Annotated in this window: 15 protein-coding genes; 9 read left to right on the forward strand and 6 right to left on the reverse strand. The window is 68.7% G+C overall.

Annotated features, from left to right (window positions below):
• Window positions 1–29: 29 nt before the first annotated feature.
• Window positions 30–254, reverse strand: coding sequence for a hypothetical protein (locus tag OG394_RS32880; RefSeq protein ID WP_328991062.1), 225 nt, complete (start codon window positions 252–254; stop codon window positions 30–32).
• 39 nt (window positions 255–293) lie between these two features.
• Window positions 294–1,334: a LacI family DNA-binding transcriptional regulator gene (locus tag OG394_RS32885; protein ID WP_328991063.1), complete on the reverse strand. Its 1,041-nt coding sequence runs from the start codon at window positions 1,332–1,334 to the stop codon at window positions 294–296.
• A 211-nt stretch (window positions 1,335–1,545) separates the two neighbouring features.
• Between OG394_RS32885 and OG394_RS32890 the strand changes: the two genes are divergently transcribed.
• Window positions 1,546–2,253, forward strand: coding sequence for a copper homeostasis protein CutC (locus OG394_RS32890; RefSeq protein WP_328991064.1), 708 nt, complete (start codon window positions 1,546–1,548; stop codon window positions 2,251–2,253).
• On the forward strand, window positions 2,250–2,513 hold the full coding sequence (locus OG394_RS32895) for a DUF4031 domain-containing protein (RefSeq protein WP_328991065.1): 264 nt from the start codon (window positions 2,250–2,252) through the stop codon (window positions 2,511–2,513). The genes OG394_RS32890 and OG394_RS32895 overlap by 4 nt, the downstream gene beginning before the upstream one ends.
• Here OG394_RS32895 and OG394_RS32900 read toward each other — a convergent pair.
• On the reverse strand, window positions 2,510–4,885 hold the full coding sequence (locus tag OG394_RS32900) for a hypothetical protein (protein WP_328991066.1): 2,376 nt from the start codon (window positions 4,883–4,885) through the stop codon (window positions 2,510–2,512). The genes OG394_RS32895 and OG394_RS32900 overlap by 4 nt on opposite strands.
• Before the next feature lie 101 nt (window positions 4,886–4,986).
• On the opposite strand from OG394_RS32900, the gene OG394_RS32905 reads away from it, so the two are divergent.
• Window positions 4,987–5,871, forward strand: coding sequence for a Gfo/Idh/MocA family protein (locus tag OG394_RS32905; protein WP_328991067.1), 885 nt, complete (start codon window positions 4,987–4,989; stop codon window positions 5,869–5,871).
• On the opposite strand, the gene OG394_RS32910 is transcribed toward OG394_RS32905, so the two are convergent.
• Complete coding sequence (locus tag OG394_RS32910) at window positions 5,872–8,163, reverse strand: outer membrane protein assembly factor BamB family protein (protein ID WP_328991068.1); 2,292 nt, start codon at window positions 8,161–8,163, stop codon at window positions 5,872–5,874.
• A 159-nt stretch (window positions 8,164–8,322) separates the two neighbouring features.
• Between OG394_RS32910 and alr the strand changes: the two genes are divergently transcribed.
• From alr to OG394_RS32935, 5 genes are read left to right on the forward strand one after another with little or no spacing between them, the layout of a single operon-like run.
• Window positions 8,323–9,459, forward strand: coding sequence for an alanine racemase (gene alr / locus OG394_RS32915; RefSeq protein WP_328991069.1), 1,137 nt, complete (start codon window positions 8,323–8,325; stop codon window positions 9,457–9,459).
• Between the two features lie 10 nt (window positions 9,460–9,469).
• Entirely contained in the window at window positions 9,470–10,510 is a 1,041-nt protein-coding gene (locus tag OG394_RS32920; RefSeq protein ID WP_328991070.1) for a D-alanine--D-alanine ligase family protein, read from the forward strand.
• Window positions 10,507–11,154 carry a M15 family metallopeptidase gene (locus tag OG394_RS32925; protein WP_328991071.1) on the forward strand — a complete coding sequence of 216 codons (648 nt, stop codon included), beginning with the start codon at window positions 10,507–10,509 and terminating at the stop codon, window positions 11,152–11,154. The genes OG394_RS32920 and OG394_RS32925 overlap by 4 nt, the downstream gene beginning before the upstream one ends.
• Window positions 11,155–11,188: 34 nt before the next feature.
• Window positions 11,189–12,196 (forward strand): hypothetical protein, encoded by a 1,008-nt coding sequence (locus tag OG394_RS32930; protein ID WP_328991072.1) that lies wholly within the window; start codon window positions 11,189–11,191, stop codon window positions 12,194–12,196.
• Entirely contained in the window at window positions 12,193–13,716 is a 1,524-nt protein-coding gene (locus OG394_RS32935) for a hypothetical protein (protein WP_328991073.1), read from the forward strand. The genes OG394_RS32930 and OG394_RS32935 overlap by 4 nt, the downstream gene beginning before the upstream one ends.
• Here OG394_RS32935 and OG394_RS32940 read toward each other — a convergent pair.
• Entirely contained in the window at window positions 13,693–14,025 is a 333-nt protein-coding gene (locus OG394_RS32940) for an ArsR/SmtB family transcription factor (protein WP_328991074.1), read from the reverse strand. The two genes, OG394_RS32935 and OG394_RS32940, sit on opposite strands and share 24 nt — an antisense overlap.
• Window positions 14,026–14,110: 85 nt before the next feature.
• Between OG394_RS32940 and OG394_RS32945 the strand changes: the two genes are divergently transcribed.
• Window positions 14,111–15,286 carry an MFS transporter gene (locus OG394_RS32945; protein WP_328991075.1) on the forward strand — a complete coding sequence of 392 codons (1,176 nt, stop codon included), beginning with the start codon at window positions 14,111–14,113 and terminating at the stop codon, window positions 15,284–15,286.
• Between the two features lie 14 nt (window positions 15,287–15,300).
• Here OG394_RS32945 and OG394_RS32950 read toward each other — a convergent pair whose 3' ends face one another.
• Window positions 15,301–17,319 carry a HelD family protein gene (locus OG394_RS32950; RefSeq protein WP_328991076.1) on the reverse strand — a complete coding sequence of 673 codons (2,019 nt, stop codon included), beginning with the start codon at window positions 17,317–17,319 and terminating at the stop codon, window positions 15,301–15,303.
• Window positions 17,320–17,433 lie beyond the last annotated feature (114 nt).

A 17,433-nucleotide genomic window follows, 5' to 3' on the forward strand; every position in this document is an offset into this window, starting at 1 on the left:
GCTCAGGCAATGCGGTTAGGGCTCGGCGCTCAGGCAGTGCAGTTCGGGTCGAGCCGATCGGCCAGCGCGAGCTCGTGCCGGGCGGTCGCCCGAAGGGTCGCGCTGAGGCGTGCGCGGAGGCTCCGCACGGCGCTCGTGGCCGGCGCACGACGCGGGATCGGGTCCGGCTCGTGGATCTGCGGGGCGTCGGGCAGGGCCGACTGCGCCAGGGCGCGGGTGTTCTCGATGGCAGTGCTGCCGGGAATCCAGGACATGGCTGTGCTCCCTTCTGGAGCTTGAAAATGGGTGTGAAGTCAGTTGCGGGGCGCCGGGCCACTGGTCGAACGGACGACCAGTTCGGTCGGCAGCAGGATCTGGCGCTCGGTGGCATCCGGGTCGAGCAGGAGGCGGCCGATGGCGCGCCCCTTGTCCCTGATCGGCTGCCGGATCGTGGTGAGTCCGGCGGTGGCGGCAGCAGGGATGTCGTCGAAACCGACCACGGTCAGATCGCGTCCGGCGGTCAGGCCGCGGGTCTGCATCGCCTCCAGCGCGCCCAGGGCGAGGACGTCGCTGAGCCCGACGATGGCGGTCGGCCGGTCTTGGGAGTCCAGCGCGAGCTCGGCGGCGGCGCGACCGGAGGCGACCGCGTTGTGCCCGCCGGACATGATCCGCATCCGCCCCTCGCCGAGCTCCGAGAGCAGGCCCTTGATGCGCAACCCGCAGTCGGTGCAGGTCACCTCGGCCAGATCGAGCTCGACCGCGGTGGAGCCGGCCGGTTCGTTGTTGTCGACCAGCACGATCAGATCGCGATGCCCGAGCCGGGCCAGATGCCGGCCCATCGCCGCGGCCGCCGCGAACTCGTCGATCGCGACCCACTGGCTGTCCGGATCATCCTGCCGGTCGGTGGAGACGAACGGGATCCCGCGCGCCTTGATCGTGTCGAGCGCCGGATGACCCTCGGCCACGCAGAAGATCGTGGCCGCGTCGATCGCCGCCTGCCGGACCGCCGTCGTACTGCCCTCGGTGTCGGCATCGCTGATCGGCATCAGCAGCAGGCTGGTGCTGAACTGCTCGGCGATCTCCGCCAGGCCGGCGAGGAAACCGACGGCATACGGGTCGGAGAACGCGTACGAAAGCTTGTCGGTGAACAGCACGCCGATCGAGCCGGCTTTGCCGCTGCGCAGGGTGCGCGCCGCGGCGTCGGGCCCGGCGTACCCCAGCTCGGTGGCGGTCGCGAGGATGCGCTCGCGCAGGGCGGTGGAGAGCTGGCCCGGCTTGTTGTACGCGTTCGACACGGTCGACGGCGAGACGCCGACGGCCTGTGCGACGGTCTTGATGGTGACGCTGGGGGCCATCTCGCACACCTTTCTGTATCGTTCTTCTAAATCGTTCTAGAAAAACGATACAGAAACCATCCTGACGCGTCAAGCGCTGGTCAGAAGGGCCCGATGAACCCCGACACGCCTGGTCACAAGGGACCGATGAACGGTGACACGCGGGGGCGGGAGGGACCGATGAAGGGAGAGGTGGCGGGGAGGCGGGAGTGAGGTGGGAGAGGATGGGGGGATGGGAGCGTTGCTTGAGGTGATCGCGTTGCATCCGGCGGATGCGGAGGCGGCGCAGGAGGGTGGGGCGGACCGGCTCGAGCTGTGCGCCTCGATGGACTACGACGGGTTGTGCCCGAGCGTGTCTACGGTGAGCGCGATTCGGCGTAGTACGGATCTGCCGCTGCGGGTGATGTTGCGGTCGTTCGACTCGTTCACCGCCGACGGCGCGGGGATCCAGCGGTTGGCCGGGCTCGCCCAGCAGTACTTGTCGGCGGGGGCGGACGGGTTCGTGCTCGGGTTCCTCACGCCGGACGCTGAGGTCGACGTCCAGGCGACGACGGCGTTGGTCGAGAGCTTCGCCGGGACGCCGTGGACGTTTCACCGGGCCATTGACGCCGCGTTGGATCCGCGGAAGGCCTGGCTGGCTTTGCGTACGTTGCCCGGGCTGGACTGTGTGCTGACGGCTGGAGCGGTTCGAGGCGTCGATACCGGGTTGGACGACCTGTGCCGCCTGGCCAAGGATGACGCGGCTGTGGCGGCCGTGACGATGGCTGGTGGTGGGTTGAAGCCTGAGCATGTGCCGTGGTTGGTGGGGTCGGGGGTACGGCGGTTCCACGTCGGGTCGTCGGTGCGCCGGGATGGTTCGTGGACCAAGGCGTACGTCGACTCGCGGTTCGTCCGGTCCTGGCGCAACCTGCTCGACGCCGAGACCGGGCGGCACGGATGATCCTGATCGATCCGCCGGTTTGGCCGGGCTGGGGCAGGGTTTGGTCGCATTTGGTCAGTGACGAGTCGTTCGAGGAGTTGCACGCGTTCGCGAAGGCCGCGGGTATCCCGGCCAAGGGCTTCGACCGCGACCACTACGACGTGCCGTCCGAGCTGTACGACGAGATGGTCGCGCTCGGGGCCTTACCGGTTGCGAGCCGGGTGCTGGTCCGCCGCCTGATCGACTCCGGATTACGCCACCGCAAAGGCTCCAACGATTAGCGCAGGGCGGCGAGGCGTTTGCCGTCGCTGAAGACCGGGCGGCCGGAGACCACGGCGACGGTCGGACGGGCGCAGGTCACCGCCTTGGCGTCGGCGGCACCCGCGACGCTGACCAGTGGTCGCGGCACGACGCCGGCGGTTCCGATCATCACCGGTGCGCAACTGCCGTCCGCCTGCGGCATCAACGTCAGCATGCGCCCATCCGGCAACTGGGCGAACCCGTCCCGCGGGTACGTCGGCTGCTGGAGTTGAACCGGCACCGGCAGCAGGTGGTGCCACTGCGGCGTCCCGTCGGCAGGGCTGGCCGCGGCCACGTCGTACGACTGGGGCTGTCCCGGATCGCCGGGAGCGCGGCAAGCGACCATGACGAGGGATGAGCGAGTGGCGGCGAGCTGTGCGTCGCAGGAGTCCGGGCCGAGCCTGGGGCGGGGTGTGCCCGGCACTGGCGCTGACCAGGTCAGCCGGCCTTCACCGGCGTCAACCGTCCACTGGTTCAGGGTGCCACCGGCTGCGGCCGTCCAGAGCAGACCCGAGACCAGGCGCGTGTCCGGTACGGCGACGATCTGGCCGACCCAGCTCTGCCGGTCCAGCTCGGAGGAGAGGTTGAACTTGAGACTCAAGTCGACCTCCCACCGGGCTTCACCGTTGTCCAGGTTGATCCCGCGGACGATCGCGCTGTTGCCGTCACAGGCGTCAACAACAACGGCCAGACCGGCCGTGAGCGTGCCCTGAGTCACGGCACAACGCGAACGAGCCTCCCAATGCGTAGGCGCGCTCACGCCGTGGGAAGCGAGGTTATTGCCTTCAGCGACCAGTAGCCGGTCCGCGTCGACAGCGAGCGCCTTGCCGTCGGTGTGGACGTCCGCGAGCACTCGACCGGTCATCGCGTCCAGCACGGCGTACGTCGGGAGGTCGATGCCACTGCGCGTACCCGGTCCGCCGTACGGCAGGTAGGCCGCAAGCGTCTTACCGTCGTTCGAGACGAGTAGACCGCGCGAACCGGTCTTGGCGGCGTCGTCGACGTCAGCGCGCGAGTAACGCCAGCGGACTTCGCCAGTGGTCGCGTCGGACATCACTACGCCATCGGGTCGTAGCTCGGCGATTCCGCCCGCAGTGCCGGCGATAGTCCCCATGGCGGGCACCTCGCGGCTCCACGCCAACTGGCCGTCCAGGGATACCGCCATCGTCCCGGGCGCGTTGGTGGCCGTAGTGCTGACCGTGTTCGCCTTCTCCAGCCGAGCCTGGACGAACGGCTTCCCGGCGGCAATGGCGACTAGGCCGAGGATCATTGCGCAAGCGACGACTGTGCCCGCTGCGAAGACTCGACGAGGTTCAACCGCGTAGAGCGGCGTAGCTCGTAGCCGTCTGGCCAGCGCGAGCAATCCGCCCGCAAGCATGAAGGTGATCGACCCAAGCAGGAAGTACGGCCAGCGCTCACTCAGAGCGGCTCCAAGCCGTGCATCCGGCCAGGTCAACAGGGAGGCGGCCACACCGGCTGCACCACCTAGGCCCAGCAAAGCGGCCAGCATGATCAGTAGGCGCTGCCCCGGCGCACGGCGGAACCAGGCGCACGTAATCCCCGCAGCAAGCGCCGTGCCGAGGATTGGCGCCCACACCGGGTACGACGTGAGCTGGTCCGCGGGGACGGGCCAACGCGCGGCTGCGGCCATACCCCGGCCGACGAGCACCGAGGCCGCGACAGTGGCTCCCAGGGTCGAACCCAGGTAGACGAGCGGGATGAGCCCAGCAGCCGGTCTAGCCGTTTGAGGAAGTAGTGCGGCCAGCTCGCGCTCAAGGTTGGCGCGGGCCGACTCCTCCCACTTCTCGTGGGCCCGCTCGGACGTGTAGAGGGGAGTGGCCGCAAGGCGCTCGAGCACGGCGCTGCGGCCGCGGGCGAAGTCCCGGTCGGGCACGTGCTCGTACTCCCGGCGGATGCCCGCGGCGTACTCGTCGTACCGCTCCTGGTCCTGGCTGAGGATGCGGAGGTCCGCGTCGCAGAGCACGGCGCCGTTGCGATCGCCGTCCTCGACCCGGTGGGTTCCGGTCAGCCGGATCAGCCGGCCGACCTCGGCCACGCGCTCGGGGGCGACCCCGTAGGCAGCCAGCTCGAGCTCTGCCAGTTGGGCCGAGACCTCTTCGTTCTCACCGGGATCGGCCTGCGGATCGTAGATCGCGTCATGGAACCAGCCGGCCAGCCGGACCGCGACCGGGTCATCGGTCAGATCGGCCAGTTCGTCGATCACATCGAGCACTTCGGCCAGGTGCTGGAGGTCGTGATAGTGCCGGTGCTGCTCGCCGTATCGGGCCAGCAGATCCTCGCCGAGCGGCTGGGCGTCCGGCAGCAGGCGATTCCACCGGTCACGCAGCTCCATGGCCGTGAGTCTCGCATCGCACAGTAGCCAGCAACGAGTCGATTTCGATTCCGGTTAGGGTCGTGGCCAAAGCGATATCGGCTCGTCATAAGGAGGTCACCATGCGCTTCGGTTTGGTCGGGACCGGTCCCTGGGCCCAAGCGACACACGGCCCGGGCCTGCAGGCGGCCGAGGGCGCCGAACTCGTCGGGGTTTGGGGCCGCGATGCCGCCAAGGCGAACGCACTCGGTGACCAGCTCGGGGTCAAGGGATACGACGACTACGGACAGTTGCTGGAATCGGTCGACGCGCTTGCTTTCGCCGTGCCACCAGCCGTGCAGGCGACGATGGCGATGGAGGCCGCGGCGATCGGCAAACACCTGTTGCTGGACAAGCCCGTCGCCGATACCGCCGAGGACGCGGCGGCTTTGGCCGACGAGGTCGCGAAGGAAGGACTGGCCACGGTGGTGTTCTTCACCGACCGGTTCAATCCCGAGGTGCGGGCCTGGTTCGCCGAGGCGGAGCAGACCGGTGGCTGGAAGGGCGGCTGGACCAGGATGCTGGCCTCGCTGGACGCGCCCGGCAATCCGTATGCGAACTCACCCTGGCGGCGCGAACAGCGCGGCGCCCTCTGGGACGTCGGTCCGCACGCGTTGTCCAACCTGACCGCGGTGCTCGGCCCGATCACGGGATTGACCGCGGTGAGTGGTGAGGGCGACCTGGTTCACCTGGTGCTCAAGCACGACGGTGGCGCGACCAGCACGGCCAGTCTGTCGCTGTCGGCGCCGCCGGAGGGCAGCAACTTCGATACCGGGTTCTGGGGTTCGGGCGGCGTGATCTCGCCGCCGGAGCGGAGCACGCCCGTGGTCGAGTGCTTCTCGCTGGCCGTCACCGAGCTGATCGCGGCCGCGGAGTCAGGCGACTCGCACCCGACCGACGTCGTCTTCGGCGCCCAGGTCGCCGCCCTCCTCGCGGGTGCCGAGGCGCAACTCGCAGCCGGCCGCTAACTAGCGGAGGGCGACGATGGTGCCGTCGCGCTGCGCGGTGAAGACCTGGTTGCCGAAGGCCCAGGCCTCCCGGCTGCAGGTGACGCCGTCGGGCAACTGGGCCTGACGGAAGCCGGTCCGCGAGACCACGTTCAGCTGGCAGCCCTGGCCCGTCCGGGTCAGCGCGACCACGCGGCCGTCGGTCGTGACCGCGACCCGGCCGCGCGGATCGATCGGCGCGACGTGCTGCCAGGCGGTCCGGCCGGTACGGCTGTCGATGGCGGTGACCACCGAGGTGTCGTTCGTCCGGGTCTCCGGGCCGGGGCAATCGACCACGATGACCATGCGCCCGGACGGCATCAGCAGCGTGCGGCAGGCCCATTGTTGCGGGACCTTCCAGCGCCAGCGCTCCGCGCCACTGCGTGCGTCGATCCCGACGAGCGCGGTCGCCGGGTCGGAATCGCCGTCCGGCTCGACCGCCGCCACCACCAGGTCACCAACGACCATCGGCCGCCGGTAGCCCTCCTTGGTTGAGCGCTGCCAAAGCTGCTTGCCGGTGTCCACGTCGAGCCCGGCCAGCTCGTCGCCGCTGCTACCGCACTCGTGGCTCAGCAGGCCCACCACGACACCGGCCGTGGCCGCCGCGTTGACCTCCGTGCAACGACCCGGCTCGTACGTCCAGCGGATCCGCCCGTTGACGTCCACCCCGCGGAGCTTGTCCGAGCCGGTGGCGAACGATTCGCCCGTGACCAGCGGGTCCGCGTTCTGCACGACCTGGTCTTTGTCGTCGCGAGGCCAAGCCGCCGTACGACGTCCGGTGTCCGCGTCGAGCACCACCTTGCCGAAGCCGGGGAAGTCGGCCAGGACCAGGTCACCGCCGTTCAGTGCGTAGAGCTCAGGCGAACGCGAATCCGTGTCACTGCGGGTGTAGCGCCACCGGATGTCGCCAGTAGCCGGATCGAGCATCTCGACCACGCCACTCCGGCCTGCGAGCGCAATGCCGTGTTTGGTGGCCACAGCCTCTTCTAGCCAGCCGGTGGCCTCGTCGTTCGTCCAACTGACCTGACCGTTCAGCGTGGACTTGGGGGCGGGCTGGGCGGCTTGTGTGGCCGGACGGACCCACTCGTTCGCATTGAGCAGGTACGCCCGCGAGACCGGCTGGACGACGGACAGGAGGACTAGGGCGATCACTACCGCTACTGCGAACCATGAGAGCTGCTGGCCGTGGTTCCGGGCCGGGAGATACCTAGTCGTTCTAGCGCGCAGTAGCGATCCTGCAATGGCTGCGGCGCTTGCGATGGCTACAAGGACTAGTGCCGCGATCAGTAGGGGCACGCGGAGGCCTACGCCGTTCACGGAGTTAGTGACCGGAATACGTGCCCAGGTGACCAGGAGTGCCGTGACGGACAGAGCGAGGATCCCGCCCGCAATGAGCCCCGCACGCTGTCGCCCGCTTCGTGCGCACCTGAAGAGCACGGCAGAGATACCGATGGCCAGAAGCGCCACTAACAGCGGGAAGACGACCGAGTCCGGCTCATCCGCCGGGACCTGCCAGGGTGCGCCAGAGGCGGCTGCGGCAACCGCTGCGGCCGCAATCGCTCCAAACGTCGCAGTAGCCGTCAGAGCCGCACTGGACCAACCACGCCAGGGTGCGGGAATCGCGCTGTCCACGGATTCCAGCTCTGCCTGCAAGTTGGCACGGGCGCCCGGCCCCATCCGCTGCTCGGCGTACGGCGTCCGGAACAGCGGCGTCTCCTCGGCCAGGAGCAGGCCCAGTTCGTCGTACCGCCGTTGCAGGTAGGCGTCGCGGTCGTCGCTGGCCCTACGTAGCTCGGCCACGTGTTCGGCATACCAGTCCGGTGCCGCCGCCAGGTGCGCGTTGACCGCGTCCAGCAGTACGTCGCCGTTGGCGTCAGGCCGATCCGGGACCAAGTCGCGCCGATCCGGCGCCACGCCGTCAGAGCCGGTACGGCGGATGAGGCGGGCCACCTCCGCCGTACGGGTCGGGTCGATGCCGTGGACGGGCAGCAGCCGTTCGGCGAACCGGGCTGAGGCCTCGGCGTCCTCGGCGGGGCTGCCGCCGGGGAGATGCTCGGCCCGGTGGAACCAGGCGGCGAGCCGGACGGCGGTCGGATCGGTGCTGAGCTGCACCAAGAAGCCCAGCGCCGTGAGCACGATCTCGAGGTAATCCTCCCCATAGACGCGGCGGGTCCGGGCGGAATAGCGGGCGATCAGCTCGTCGGCGAGGGCGGCGGGGGCGCTCAGGGTCGCCAGCTGAGGCAGCAGCTCGTTCCACTTCGCGCGCAACGTCACGGCGGTAGTCTCCCAGGCACAGGGTGCGATCGCGCAACTGCAACGGGTCGTCATCCCACGGTATGACAACGATTCCTACCAGGGTTCTACATCATGCCCGGGTAAGATGGGCCCCCGAAATGATGTGGTGGCTCGTTGCCGAGAACAACAATGGCGGATATGAACCTGGTCGAAGCGCTGCCACAGGCCGGCTGTGATGGGCTGGCAGAGGCAGTGATCGACCTCGCCGCCATCCAGGCGAACGTGCACCGATTCCAGCGCGTTCGCCCCGGCCTCGAGGTGATGGCGGTCGTGAAGGCGGATGCCTTCGGCCACGGCATGATCCCGGTCGCACGCGCCGTGCTGGCCGCGGGCGCGACCTGGCTGGGCGTGGCCCGGGCCGAGGAGGCGCTGCAGCTGCGCGAGGCGGGTATCACCGCGCCGATCCTGGTCTGGCTCTACGGTCCGGACGATCTGGAGCTGCTGCAGGACGTCGAAGTGAGTATCGCCGGTCTGGCCGAGCTCGAGCAGGCCGCCGCCGCTCCGAATGTGCGAAGCGTGCACCTCAAGCTGGACACCGGGATGCACCGCGGCGGTAGTTCGGCGGACCAGTGGATCGAGCTGACCCAGACCGCCGCACGGCTCGAATCCGAGGGGCGGTTCAGGGTTCGCGGGCTGTGGTCGCACTTGTCCCACGGCGATGAGCCGAGTGGCGTGCACAACCAGCAGCAGCTTGACATCTTCCGCGCCGGGGTGGTGCTCGCGCGTCGTGCCGGGCTCGACCCGGAGTACCTGCATCTCACGAATTCGGCCGGCACCATCACGCTGGACGCCCCCGAGCTCAACCTCGCCCGCATCGGCGCGGGCCTGTTCGGTATCGACGAGACCGGCGCCGGTCTCCAGCCGGCCATGCGGCTTTCCGCCAGCCTGCTCAAGGTCCGCCGGATCCGGGCCGGCGAGGGCGTCTCCTACGGACACGATTACGTCGCCGAGCGCGACACCACGATCGGGCTGGTTCCCCTCGGGTATGCGGACGGCATCCCGCGCGGAGTGCAGGCGACCGTGCTGGTCCGCGGGGTGCGAGTGCCGATCGCCGGGCGGATCGCGATGGACCAGTTCGTCGTGGATCTCGGTGATCTGCCCGCCACCCCTGGTGACGAAGTGGTCATCTTCGGCAACGGTTCCGAGGGTGAGCCGACCGCCGCCGATTGGGCAGGCTGGGCGGGCACGATCCAGCATGAGATCTACTGTGGCATCGGCGCCAGAGTGCCCCGACGTTATCTAGACCCGGCTGAAAACACCGGATCTCCCCGATAGAGAGGCAGATATGACCACCAGCTCCGTGACGGCGGCCGCCCAGCAGCGCACGCCGCGGATGACCGTGGCCGTGATCATGGGAGGCGTCAGCTCCGAGCACGACGTGTCCCTCGCCAGTGGTGGAGGTATCGCCGACGCCGCCGAGAGCCTTGGGCACCAGGTGATCCGCCTGGTGATCGGGCGGGACGGCAGCTGGACGACGAACGGCACTCCCGGCCTGGACGCCGCGCTCGCCGCGCTGCGCGCCTCGGACGTGGCCGTGCCCGCGATGCACGGCGAGGGTGGTGAGGACGGCACCATCCAGGGCTTCCTCGAACTGCTCGGCGTGAAGTACGTCGGCAGCGGCGTCTCGGCCAGCGCGCTCAGCCTGGACAAGCACGCCACCAAGGCGGTGCTGGCGACGCACGGTATTCCGGTCGCGCCCGGGATCGCGTTGCGCGGCGAGGCGCTGACCCAGGCCGGATCCGACGCGGAGGACGCCGCCGTACAGCTCAAGGAGGCCGGTGTCGCCTACCCGGTGTTCGTGAAGCCCGCATCCGGTGGTTCCAGCTTCGGCGTCAGCCGCGTCACCGAGACGGCCGGGCTGTCCGCCGCGATCGCCGAGGCCGCCGCGCTGGATCCGCAGGTGCTGGTCGAGCAGGAGATGATCGGCCGCGAGATCGACCTGTCCGTGATCGAGCTGCCCGACGGCTCCATCGAGGTCGGGCCCGCGCTGGAGATCCACAGCGACCCGAACCAGCCGTTCTTCAACGCCGAAGCGAAGTACTCCAGCGCCGCCACCGAGTTCATCATCCCGGCTCCGATCGATCCGGAGCTGGCCGAGCGGCTGCGGTCGACCGCCATCGCCGTGTTCAGGACGATGGGCTGCCGCGGCCTGGCCCGGGTGGACTTCTTCGTGCTCGAGAACGGTGAGCCCGTGGTGAACGAGCTGAACACCTTCCCCGGTTTCACTCCCGCCTCGCAGTACCCGCGCATGTGGGCCGCGACCGGTCTGAGCTACGCCGACGTGGTGAACGTGCTGCTCGCGACCGCGGTGGCGGACCGCGCGTGACGACATCCCTGCCGGTGTTGCTCAGCGACGAGCTGATCACCCGAATCCCGGTGGTCGAGTCTGGGGAGACCCTGGTCGACCTGCGCGAGCGTGGCATCGCCTGCGCGCGGACCGGTCCGACCCCGGGCACGGCACATCGCCGCGTCCGGGCCGGGCTGGCCGAGCGACTCGCCATCGCCGACGGCTTCCTGCCGGCAGGGACCAGGCTGTACGTCGCGGAGGGCCTGCGTCCGTCGCGGGTCCAGCAGGAGATCTACGACGGCTATCGCGCCGAGCTGGAGCGCCTCCACCCGGGCATCGCGCCGGAGGACGTGCACGTGCTGGCCAGCCGGTTCGTCTCGCCGATCGAGGTCGCACCGCATGTCGCCGGTGGCGCGGTGGACCTGACCCTGATCGACGCCGAGGGCAAACAGCTCGACCTCGGCACCGAGATCGACGCGACGCCCGAGCAGAGCGATGGCGCCTGCTTCTTCGCGGCGACGAACGTGTCCCGCGAGGCCCGGCAGAACCGTTCCCTGCTCGCCGACGTGCTCACTGCCGCCGGTCTGGTGAACTACCCGACCGAGTGGTGGCACTGGTCGTACGGGGATCGCTACTGGGCCTACTCGACGCGTCACCCGCACGCGCTATATGGACCGGCCTAGCTCGTAGGACCTGGCCATCCGGCATGCTGCGGGGATGCGTTTGCTCCTCAGCCTGCTATTCCTGGTCGCACCTGTAGCGCCTTCGCCCACAGTGGAGGAGGTCGCCGCTGGGTGGCAGGTGAGCCCGGTGTACGTCCATCCGTCGCAGCAGGCGCTGATGCCGACCGCCGAGGCTGAACGGTTGGCCCTGCGGGTTCAGTCGCACCAGCCGGCCGTGCGGATTGCCGTAGTACCTGCGGCCGCTCTGAACGAGATGGCCGGCTCCACGCGGGAGCAGAAGGCGCGAGCCTTTGTGGACGCTGTGGTCGACACGTGGCGCCAAGACGGCGTGTACATCGTGGTGTTCGGTGGAGCGCTCGTCTGGAGTAGTGCCGTTGGGGTCGATACGCCGATCGGTGAGGTCCTGACGGATGAGTTGGACAACTACTCACGGTCTGACCCGGTCGGGCTGCTCGACGCCGTACTGACTCGCATAGGCGTTGCGGAATCTCCTGGCGGGAATGGCTGGCTATGGGTCCTACTGATCGCTCTGGTCGTCCTAGTCGCGGCAGGCCTCGGGCTGTGGCGGTGGAAGCGTAAGCCGGATAGGGAACCGCCGCCGCTGTACAAGCCGTCGTACGAGGTGCTGCCGGACGAGGCAGACACATTGGCCGAACGACGACGTCTGGCCCGTGAGGATGTGACCAGGTTCGGAGAGGAGCTGGACGCGGCAGACCTGGCAGTGGATCGCGAGTTGGTCGCGGCCCACGCGCAGGCGGCGATGGACGCATACGCCGACGCAGGTCGTCTGGCCGACCTGGAGCAGGATGACGAAGGCCTGCGGGCTTTGCGGGCCACTGTCGAGTACGGACGTTGGCGACTGGCTAGTGCGCAAGCTGTTCTCGCTGATCAACCGGTACCGCCCAGGCGTGCCGCCTGTTTCTTCGACCCGGCTCACGGGATGTCCGTGACCGACTGGATGTACACGCCGCCGGGCGGGAAAGCCCGGGAAATCCCGGTCTGCGCTGCTTGCCGGGACAGGCTCTCGGGAGGAGCTCAATGAAGGCCTTACTGGTACTCGCGACTGTGCTGCTCTGGACACCTGGTGTCGCCGCCGCCTCGCATGTAACCCCAACACCTACGCCCGGCAAGTCTCCGAGTCCGAGCACCAGCAAGCCGCGGTACGTCTACACGCCGCCGGACACGAAGGGAGACCGTCAGGCCAGGCAGGCCAAGATCGAGCAGTACATGGACGATGTCGCACTCAAACTGGCGGATCCCGGCGTTTATGTCGGGGACGACGACGAACTGAGCAAGTCCCAGGTGGACGATCTCAACGAGGCGGTGCGGAAGGCGCCCGTGCCGATGCGGATCGCGGTCATCCCGGCCGCGAACCTCAACCTCAACACGTCCAGCTATGGCTCCAGCCGGGTCAAGCTCGCCTGGGAAGGTGAGGAGATCCCCGACCAGTTGTACGACCGGGTCGGCGTCGAAGGCATCTATGTGGTGCTGGTCGACGCGTCGTCGGAGCGGAACGGGCGCGGGCTGCACGCGGTCCAGCGCGCGGACAAGGGTCCGACGTACCACGTGGAATCGGCGGTGGACCAGGCCGTCGACTGCTGCGCGCCGAACTACAACAAGATGCTGAAGAAGTTCATCGAGCGGGCCCAGGTGGTCAACAAACCGCTGTACGTCGACGCCGCGCCGTATGCCGGGGGAGTGGCCGGCGTCGGCGTGCTCTGGTGGGGCGGTACGACGCTGGGTGCGAGGCGTCGTCGGCGTCAGGAGCAGCAGGAACACCTGGAAGTCGTGCGGCCAGTGCTGACCGAGGAGATCATCGACTTCTCCAAGCAGGTCTCGGCCTTGCCGACGACGTTGGACCCGCAGCAGTCGAAGCTGATCCGGGACGTGCTCGACACGATCGAGAAAGCCCGGCAGCGCTTGGACAAGGCCAAGGGCGACAGTGATGTCGAGGCCATCACCACCTTGCTCGGATCGGCGAGGTACGCCCTGGTCTGTCTAGACGCCATGCGCAACGGCAGGCCTATCCCGGAGCCCACGCCGCCCTGCTTCTTCGACCCGCGGCACGGGCCTAGTACGGGTAAAGCCGTCTGGGCGCCGGAGGGCGGGGTCGAGCGAACGGTGGAACTCTGCGACGAGTGCGCCCGGCAGCTGGCCGAGAACAAACAGCCCGCAGTCCGGATGGTCGACGTACGCGGAACCGCCCGGCCGTACTGGACGCTGGGCGAGGAGCTCGCGTCGTACATCGACGGCTACTGGACGAACGGCGAGGACCGCTGGACCTTCCCGGACCAGGATGCTCGCCGGGCCGGTGCCGCGATGCGTGCGCGCTGGGCGAATGACCGGCCGTCGGCGCGCTTCAGCCGGTGGAGTGACGATGTCGGGACTTCGATGAGCAGCTGGGGCTCGGATTCGGGCAGCTCGTCCTGGGCCGACGACGATGACTCCAGCAGCAGCGGTGGCAGTAGCCGTAGGCGCTCGTGGTCGTCCCGCACTCGTTCTAGCGGCGGTGGTTCCAGCCGCAGGTCGTCGCGCCGCTCAGGAGGAAGCAGGGGTTTTTAGAGCGGCCAGTACGCCGTTCAGCAGGCCCGGGTAGAGCGTGTCGAGGTCGTCCCGGCGGAGGTTGATCATCCGCCGGGTGCCGACGATGCGCGAGGTGATGACGCCTGCCTCGCGCAGGATGCGCAGGTGGTGAGTGCGGGTCGACTTGCCCACCGGCAGCGGGAACTCCCCACACGCGATGCCCTCGGCCGGAGCCGTCGAGACCACCCGCAGGATCTCCAGCCGGACCGGGTCGCCCAGCGCCTGCAGCACCTGGTCCACCTTGATCTCGGACCGGTCGGGATGCGGCAGGACTTCGGGCTCGCTCATGGCTCAATAGTACGACGACTGTCGAAGTTCGATGAATATCGTAGTACGATCACCATCGAACTTGTTGTCGTCGAGGGGTGAGCCGATGTCCGCACGCATCTACCTGCTGGCCGCTGGGGCTTTTGCCGTCGGGACCAGCGCCTATGTGGTCTCTGGGGTGCTGCCGGCCGTCAGCTCCGAGCTCGACGTTTCGCTGACGGCCGCCGGGCAACTGGCGACGGCCTTCGCGCTCTCGTACGCGATCGGGGCGCCACTGCTCGCCACGGTGACGGGTCGCTGGGAGCGTCGTACCTTGCTGCTGGCCGCCCTCCTGATGGCAGCCCTCGGCAACGTCATCGCGGCCGTCGCGACGAACTACCCGGTGCTGATCGTCGGCCGGGTCGTCGCCGCCCTTGGTGCCGCCGCGTACACCCCGGCCGCCACGCTCTTCGCGACCGGCCTGATGCCACCGGAAGGTCGCGGGCGCGCGGTGGCGATCGTCTTCGGTGGCCTGACTTTCGCACTCGTGCTGGGGGTTCCGGCCGGCAGCCTGCTGGGCGACAGCCTCGGGTATCGCGGCGTCTTCGGGCTGATCGCGGCCGCGTCGGTAGTGGTCGCCATCGCGATCGGGACCCTGCTGCCGAGAGTGGACGCGCCGCCGGTGGTCGGGCTGCGCGAGCGCTTCGCCGCGGCGGGCGATCGACGGGTGCAGACGGTGCTCGCGATGACCGTGCTGTCGGTGCTCGCCGCGATGAGCGTCTTCACGTACGTCGTACCGTTGCTGGCCGAGACCGCCGGACTGACCGGGTCGATCGTCGGCATCCTGCTACTGGTCTACGGCCTCGGCGCGGTGGTCGGCAACGTCATCGGCGGCCGCGCGACGGACCGCTTCGGCAGCATCCCGACGCTATTGGTGAGCATGCTGGTCTTCGCCGGCTTGACCGCGCTGCTGCCGGTGACGGCGACTTCCGTGATCGGCGCAGGGGTGTCGTTGTTCGCGCTGAGCCTCTTCACGTGGGCGTTCAACCCGCCGATCCAGAACCTCCTCCTGGAGCTGTCGCCCAGTGGCGGCCTCCTGCTATCGCTGAACGCCTCCGCGATCTACTTCGGCGCGGGCCTCTCGGCCGTGGTCGGCGGCATCGTCATCAACCTCGCCGGCATCCGCGTCCTCCCCGAGGTCGCCGCCCTCCTAGCCCTCGCCTCCCTCGCCCTCCTCCTAACCCTCCGCCGCCCGGCCCCGGCTAAGGCCGCGACGGAGGAACTGGAGACCGCTTCCGCCTGACCACCGAAATAGGCTTACCGCAGCGCGTCTGGCAGAGGTTCGCTGTGGAGGATGGCGAGGGAGGTGACGGCTCGGGTTAGGCAGACGTAGAGGCGGCGGAGGCCGGTGCGTTCGTCGGCCTCGGCGGCAACGATGGCCGCGGGCTCGAGCAGTACGACGTGGTCGAACTCGAGACCCTTGGCGAGGCTCGCGGGCACGATGTCGAGATGGGCCTCGGCGTCATCCTCGTCACCCAGTACCGAAAAGCTCAAACCCTTTGCGGACAAGGCTTTCTGGGCCGCCGGTACGAACGAGTCCGGCAGAATCAGCCCGATCGACCCGAGCCGATCAGTCAGCCCGGCGACGGCCGAGACCGCGCCCGCGAGGCTGTCCGGCGTTTCGCTGATCTCGAGCTCACCACGCGCACGTCGTACGGCAGTCGGCGGCGCGAGGTGTGGCGCGATCTGTGGGAGTAGCCGCGCGGCGTACTCGATCACCTGACCGGGCACGCGGAATCCGGCCGTCAGCTCCTCGGTATGCGCTCCCGCCTTGCCGAGATGCCCGAGCGCCTCTTCCCACGAAGGCGTCGCCCACGGCGTGGTGCCCTGCGCGATATCGCCGAGCACGGTCATCGAACCAGTCGAGCATCGCCGCCCGACGGCCCGCAGTTGCATGGCCGAGAGGTCCTGCGCCTCATCGAGTACGACGTGGCCGAGGCTCGGCGTACGTTCGACCAGGTCGGCGGCCTCGTCGATCAGCGTGGCGTCCGCGATCGACCACTTGGCCGCGCCTGCCGTTCGCGGCGCCTTTTCCCAACGCAGCAAGGCCTGCTCGTCGGGAGTCAGCACGCCCGCAGCGTGTTCGGCGAGGAACGCCTCGTCGGTGAACAACCGGAACACCAGCTTGGCCGGGTCCAACGCGGGCCAGAGCGCATCGGCGTACACCTTGACCGGGCGGCTCCTGGCCACCGAATCCTGGACGCGGTCATCCGGCGAATCCCCGGCCGCCTCCATCCGCGTCAGCACGGCATGGGCCAGGCGCTGCGGCAACATCGCCCGCCCAGCGCCGTACCGGATGCCACGTCCTTGTAGCTCGGTCACAAGTTCCTCAGCCAAGTACGCCGGGACGCGCCATCTGTGCGAGCCTCTGGGCACTACTAGCGGCTCAGTCGGCACCTTCACGTGTGACCAGACAGCGCGGCGTAGAACCTCGGCTAGACGCGCATCCCCTTTGAGTACGTCGACCTGGGCCGGACCGGGCCCAGTGATCTTTACGCGCGTCACCATCTCTTCGACGGTCGTTTGCTTGGCCTCGATCTCGCCAAGTGCGGGGAGTACGTCACCGATGTACCGAAGGAAGCTGGCGTTAGGACCGACTACTAGCACGCCTGCCCGGCTGAGCTGGTCCCGATAGGCATAGAGCAGGTACGCCGCTCGGTGGAGGCCTACGGCGGTCTTACCGGTTCCAGGCGCTCCCTGGACGCAGATGGTGTCACCGACGCCCGCACGAACGATGACGTCCTGCTCGGGCTGGATCGTCGCCACGATGTCGCGCATCGGGCCGGACCGCGGGCGCTCGATCTCGGCGTCGAGGATGTCGCTGTGCTCGTCGATACCAGCGGGCGCGGTGAGGTCCTCATCCTCGAAAGCGGTCATCTCGCCATGGGTGAAGCCGAACCGTCGCCGCGTGCCGACACCCATCGGCTCGGTCTTACTGGCCCGGTAGAACGGCACCGAGATATCGGCCCGCCAGTCCACCACCAGCGGCTCGCCGGCCTCGTCGTTCACATGGCGGCGGCCGATGTGGAAGGTCTCGGTAGTGGGCTCGAGATAGTCGAGCCGGCCGAAGAACAGGGGTACGTCGGGATCGTCCTCGAGCTCCTTCATCCGCCGCCAGATCGCGGCCTTCAGGAACGCGGTGTTGACCGGGTCGGCGCTGGCGATCTCCAGCGAACCGGTCTTGGCCCGCATCGCGGCGAGCGCCTTGCGAGAGGTGGCGAGATGGTCGCGCTCGGCGATCAGCGTCGAATCGGGTATCGGAACCTGGTCGGACATGCAGAGCCCTCCGCGTCGCGGCTGAACAAACAGGGGGTTTCCCGCCTTCAGGGGGTTCCGGGAAAGCCCAGCCACGTTACTCGACCGGGCCCGGCCGCTCCACCCAATTAACCG

Origin of the sequence: Kribbella sp. NBC_01245 (genome assembly GCF_036226525.1) — a bacterium.
In the GTDB taxonomy this organism is placed as follows: Bacteria; Actinomycetota; Actinomycetes; order Propionibacteriales; family Kribbellaceae; genus Kribbella.

What these genes read in the sequence shown, in the direction of transcription:
- OG394_RS32945 (WP_328991075.1), top strand. Translation starts at nt 14,111, where the DNA reads ATGTCCGCACGCATCTACCTGCTGGCCGCTGGGGCTTTTGCCGTCGGG.
- OG394_RS32935 (WP_328991073.1), top strand. Translation starts at nt 12,193, where the DNA reads ATGAAGGCCTTACTGGTACTCGCGACTGTGCTGCTCTGGACACCTGGT.
- OG394_RS32880 (WP_328991062.1), bottom strand. Translation starts at nt 254, where the DNA reads ATGTCCTGGATTCCCGGCAGCACTGCCATCGAGAACACCCGCGCCCTG.
- OG394_RS32890 (WP_328991064.1), top strand. Translation starts at nt 1,546, where the DNA reads ATGGGAGCGTTGCTTGAGGTGATCGCGTTGCATCCGGCGGATGCGGAG.
- OG394_RS32885 (WP_328991063.1), bottom strand. Translation starts at nt 1,334, where the DNA reads ATGGCCCCCAGCGTCACCATCAAGACCGTCGCACAGGCCGTCGGCGTC.
- OG394_RS32930 (WP_328991072.1), top strand. Translation starts at nt 11,189, where the DNA reads ATGCGTTTGCTCCTCAGCCTGCTATTCCTGGTCGCACCTGTAGCGCCT.
- alr (WP_328991069.1), top strand. Translation starts at nt 8,323, where the DNA reads ATGAACCTGGTCGAAGCGCTGCCACAGGCCGGCTGTGATGGGCTGGCA.
- OG394_RS32950 (WP_328991076.1), bottom strand. Translation starts at nt 17,319, where the DNA reads ATGTCCGACCAGGTTCCGATACCCGATTCGACGCTGATCGCCGAGCGC.
- OG394_RS32920 (WP_328991070.1), top strand. Translation starts at nt 9,470, where the DNA reads ATGACCACCAGCTCCGTGACGGCGGCCGCCCAGCAGCGCACGCCGCGG.
- OG394_RS32905 (WP_328991067.1), top strand. Translation starts at nt 4,987, where the DNA reads ATGCGCTTCGGTTTGGTCGGGACCGGTCCCTGGGCCCAAGCGACACAC.
- OG394_RS32900 (WP_328991066.1), bottom strand. Translation starts at nt 4,885, where the DNA reads ATGGAGCTGCGTGACCGGTGGAATCGCCTGCTGCCGGACGCCCAGCCG.
- OG394_RS32895 (WP_328991065.1), top strand. Translation starts at nt 2,250, where the DNA reads ATGATCCTGATCGATCCGCCGGTTTGGCCGGGCTGGGGCAGGGTTTGG.
- OG394_RS32940 (WP_328991074.1), bottom strand. Translation starts at nt 14,025, where the DNA reads ATGAGCGAGCCCGAAGTCCTGCCGCATCCCGACCGGTCCGAGATCAAG.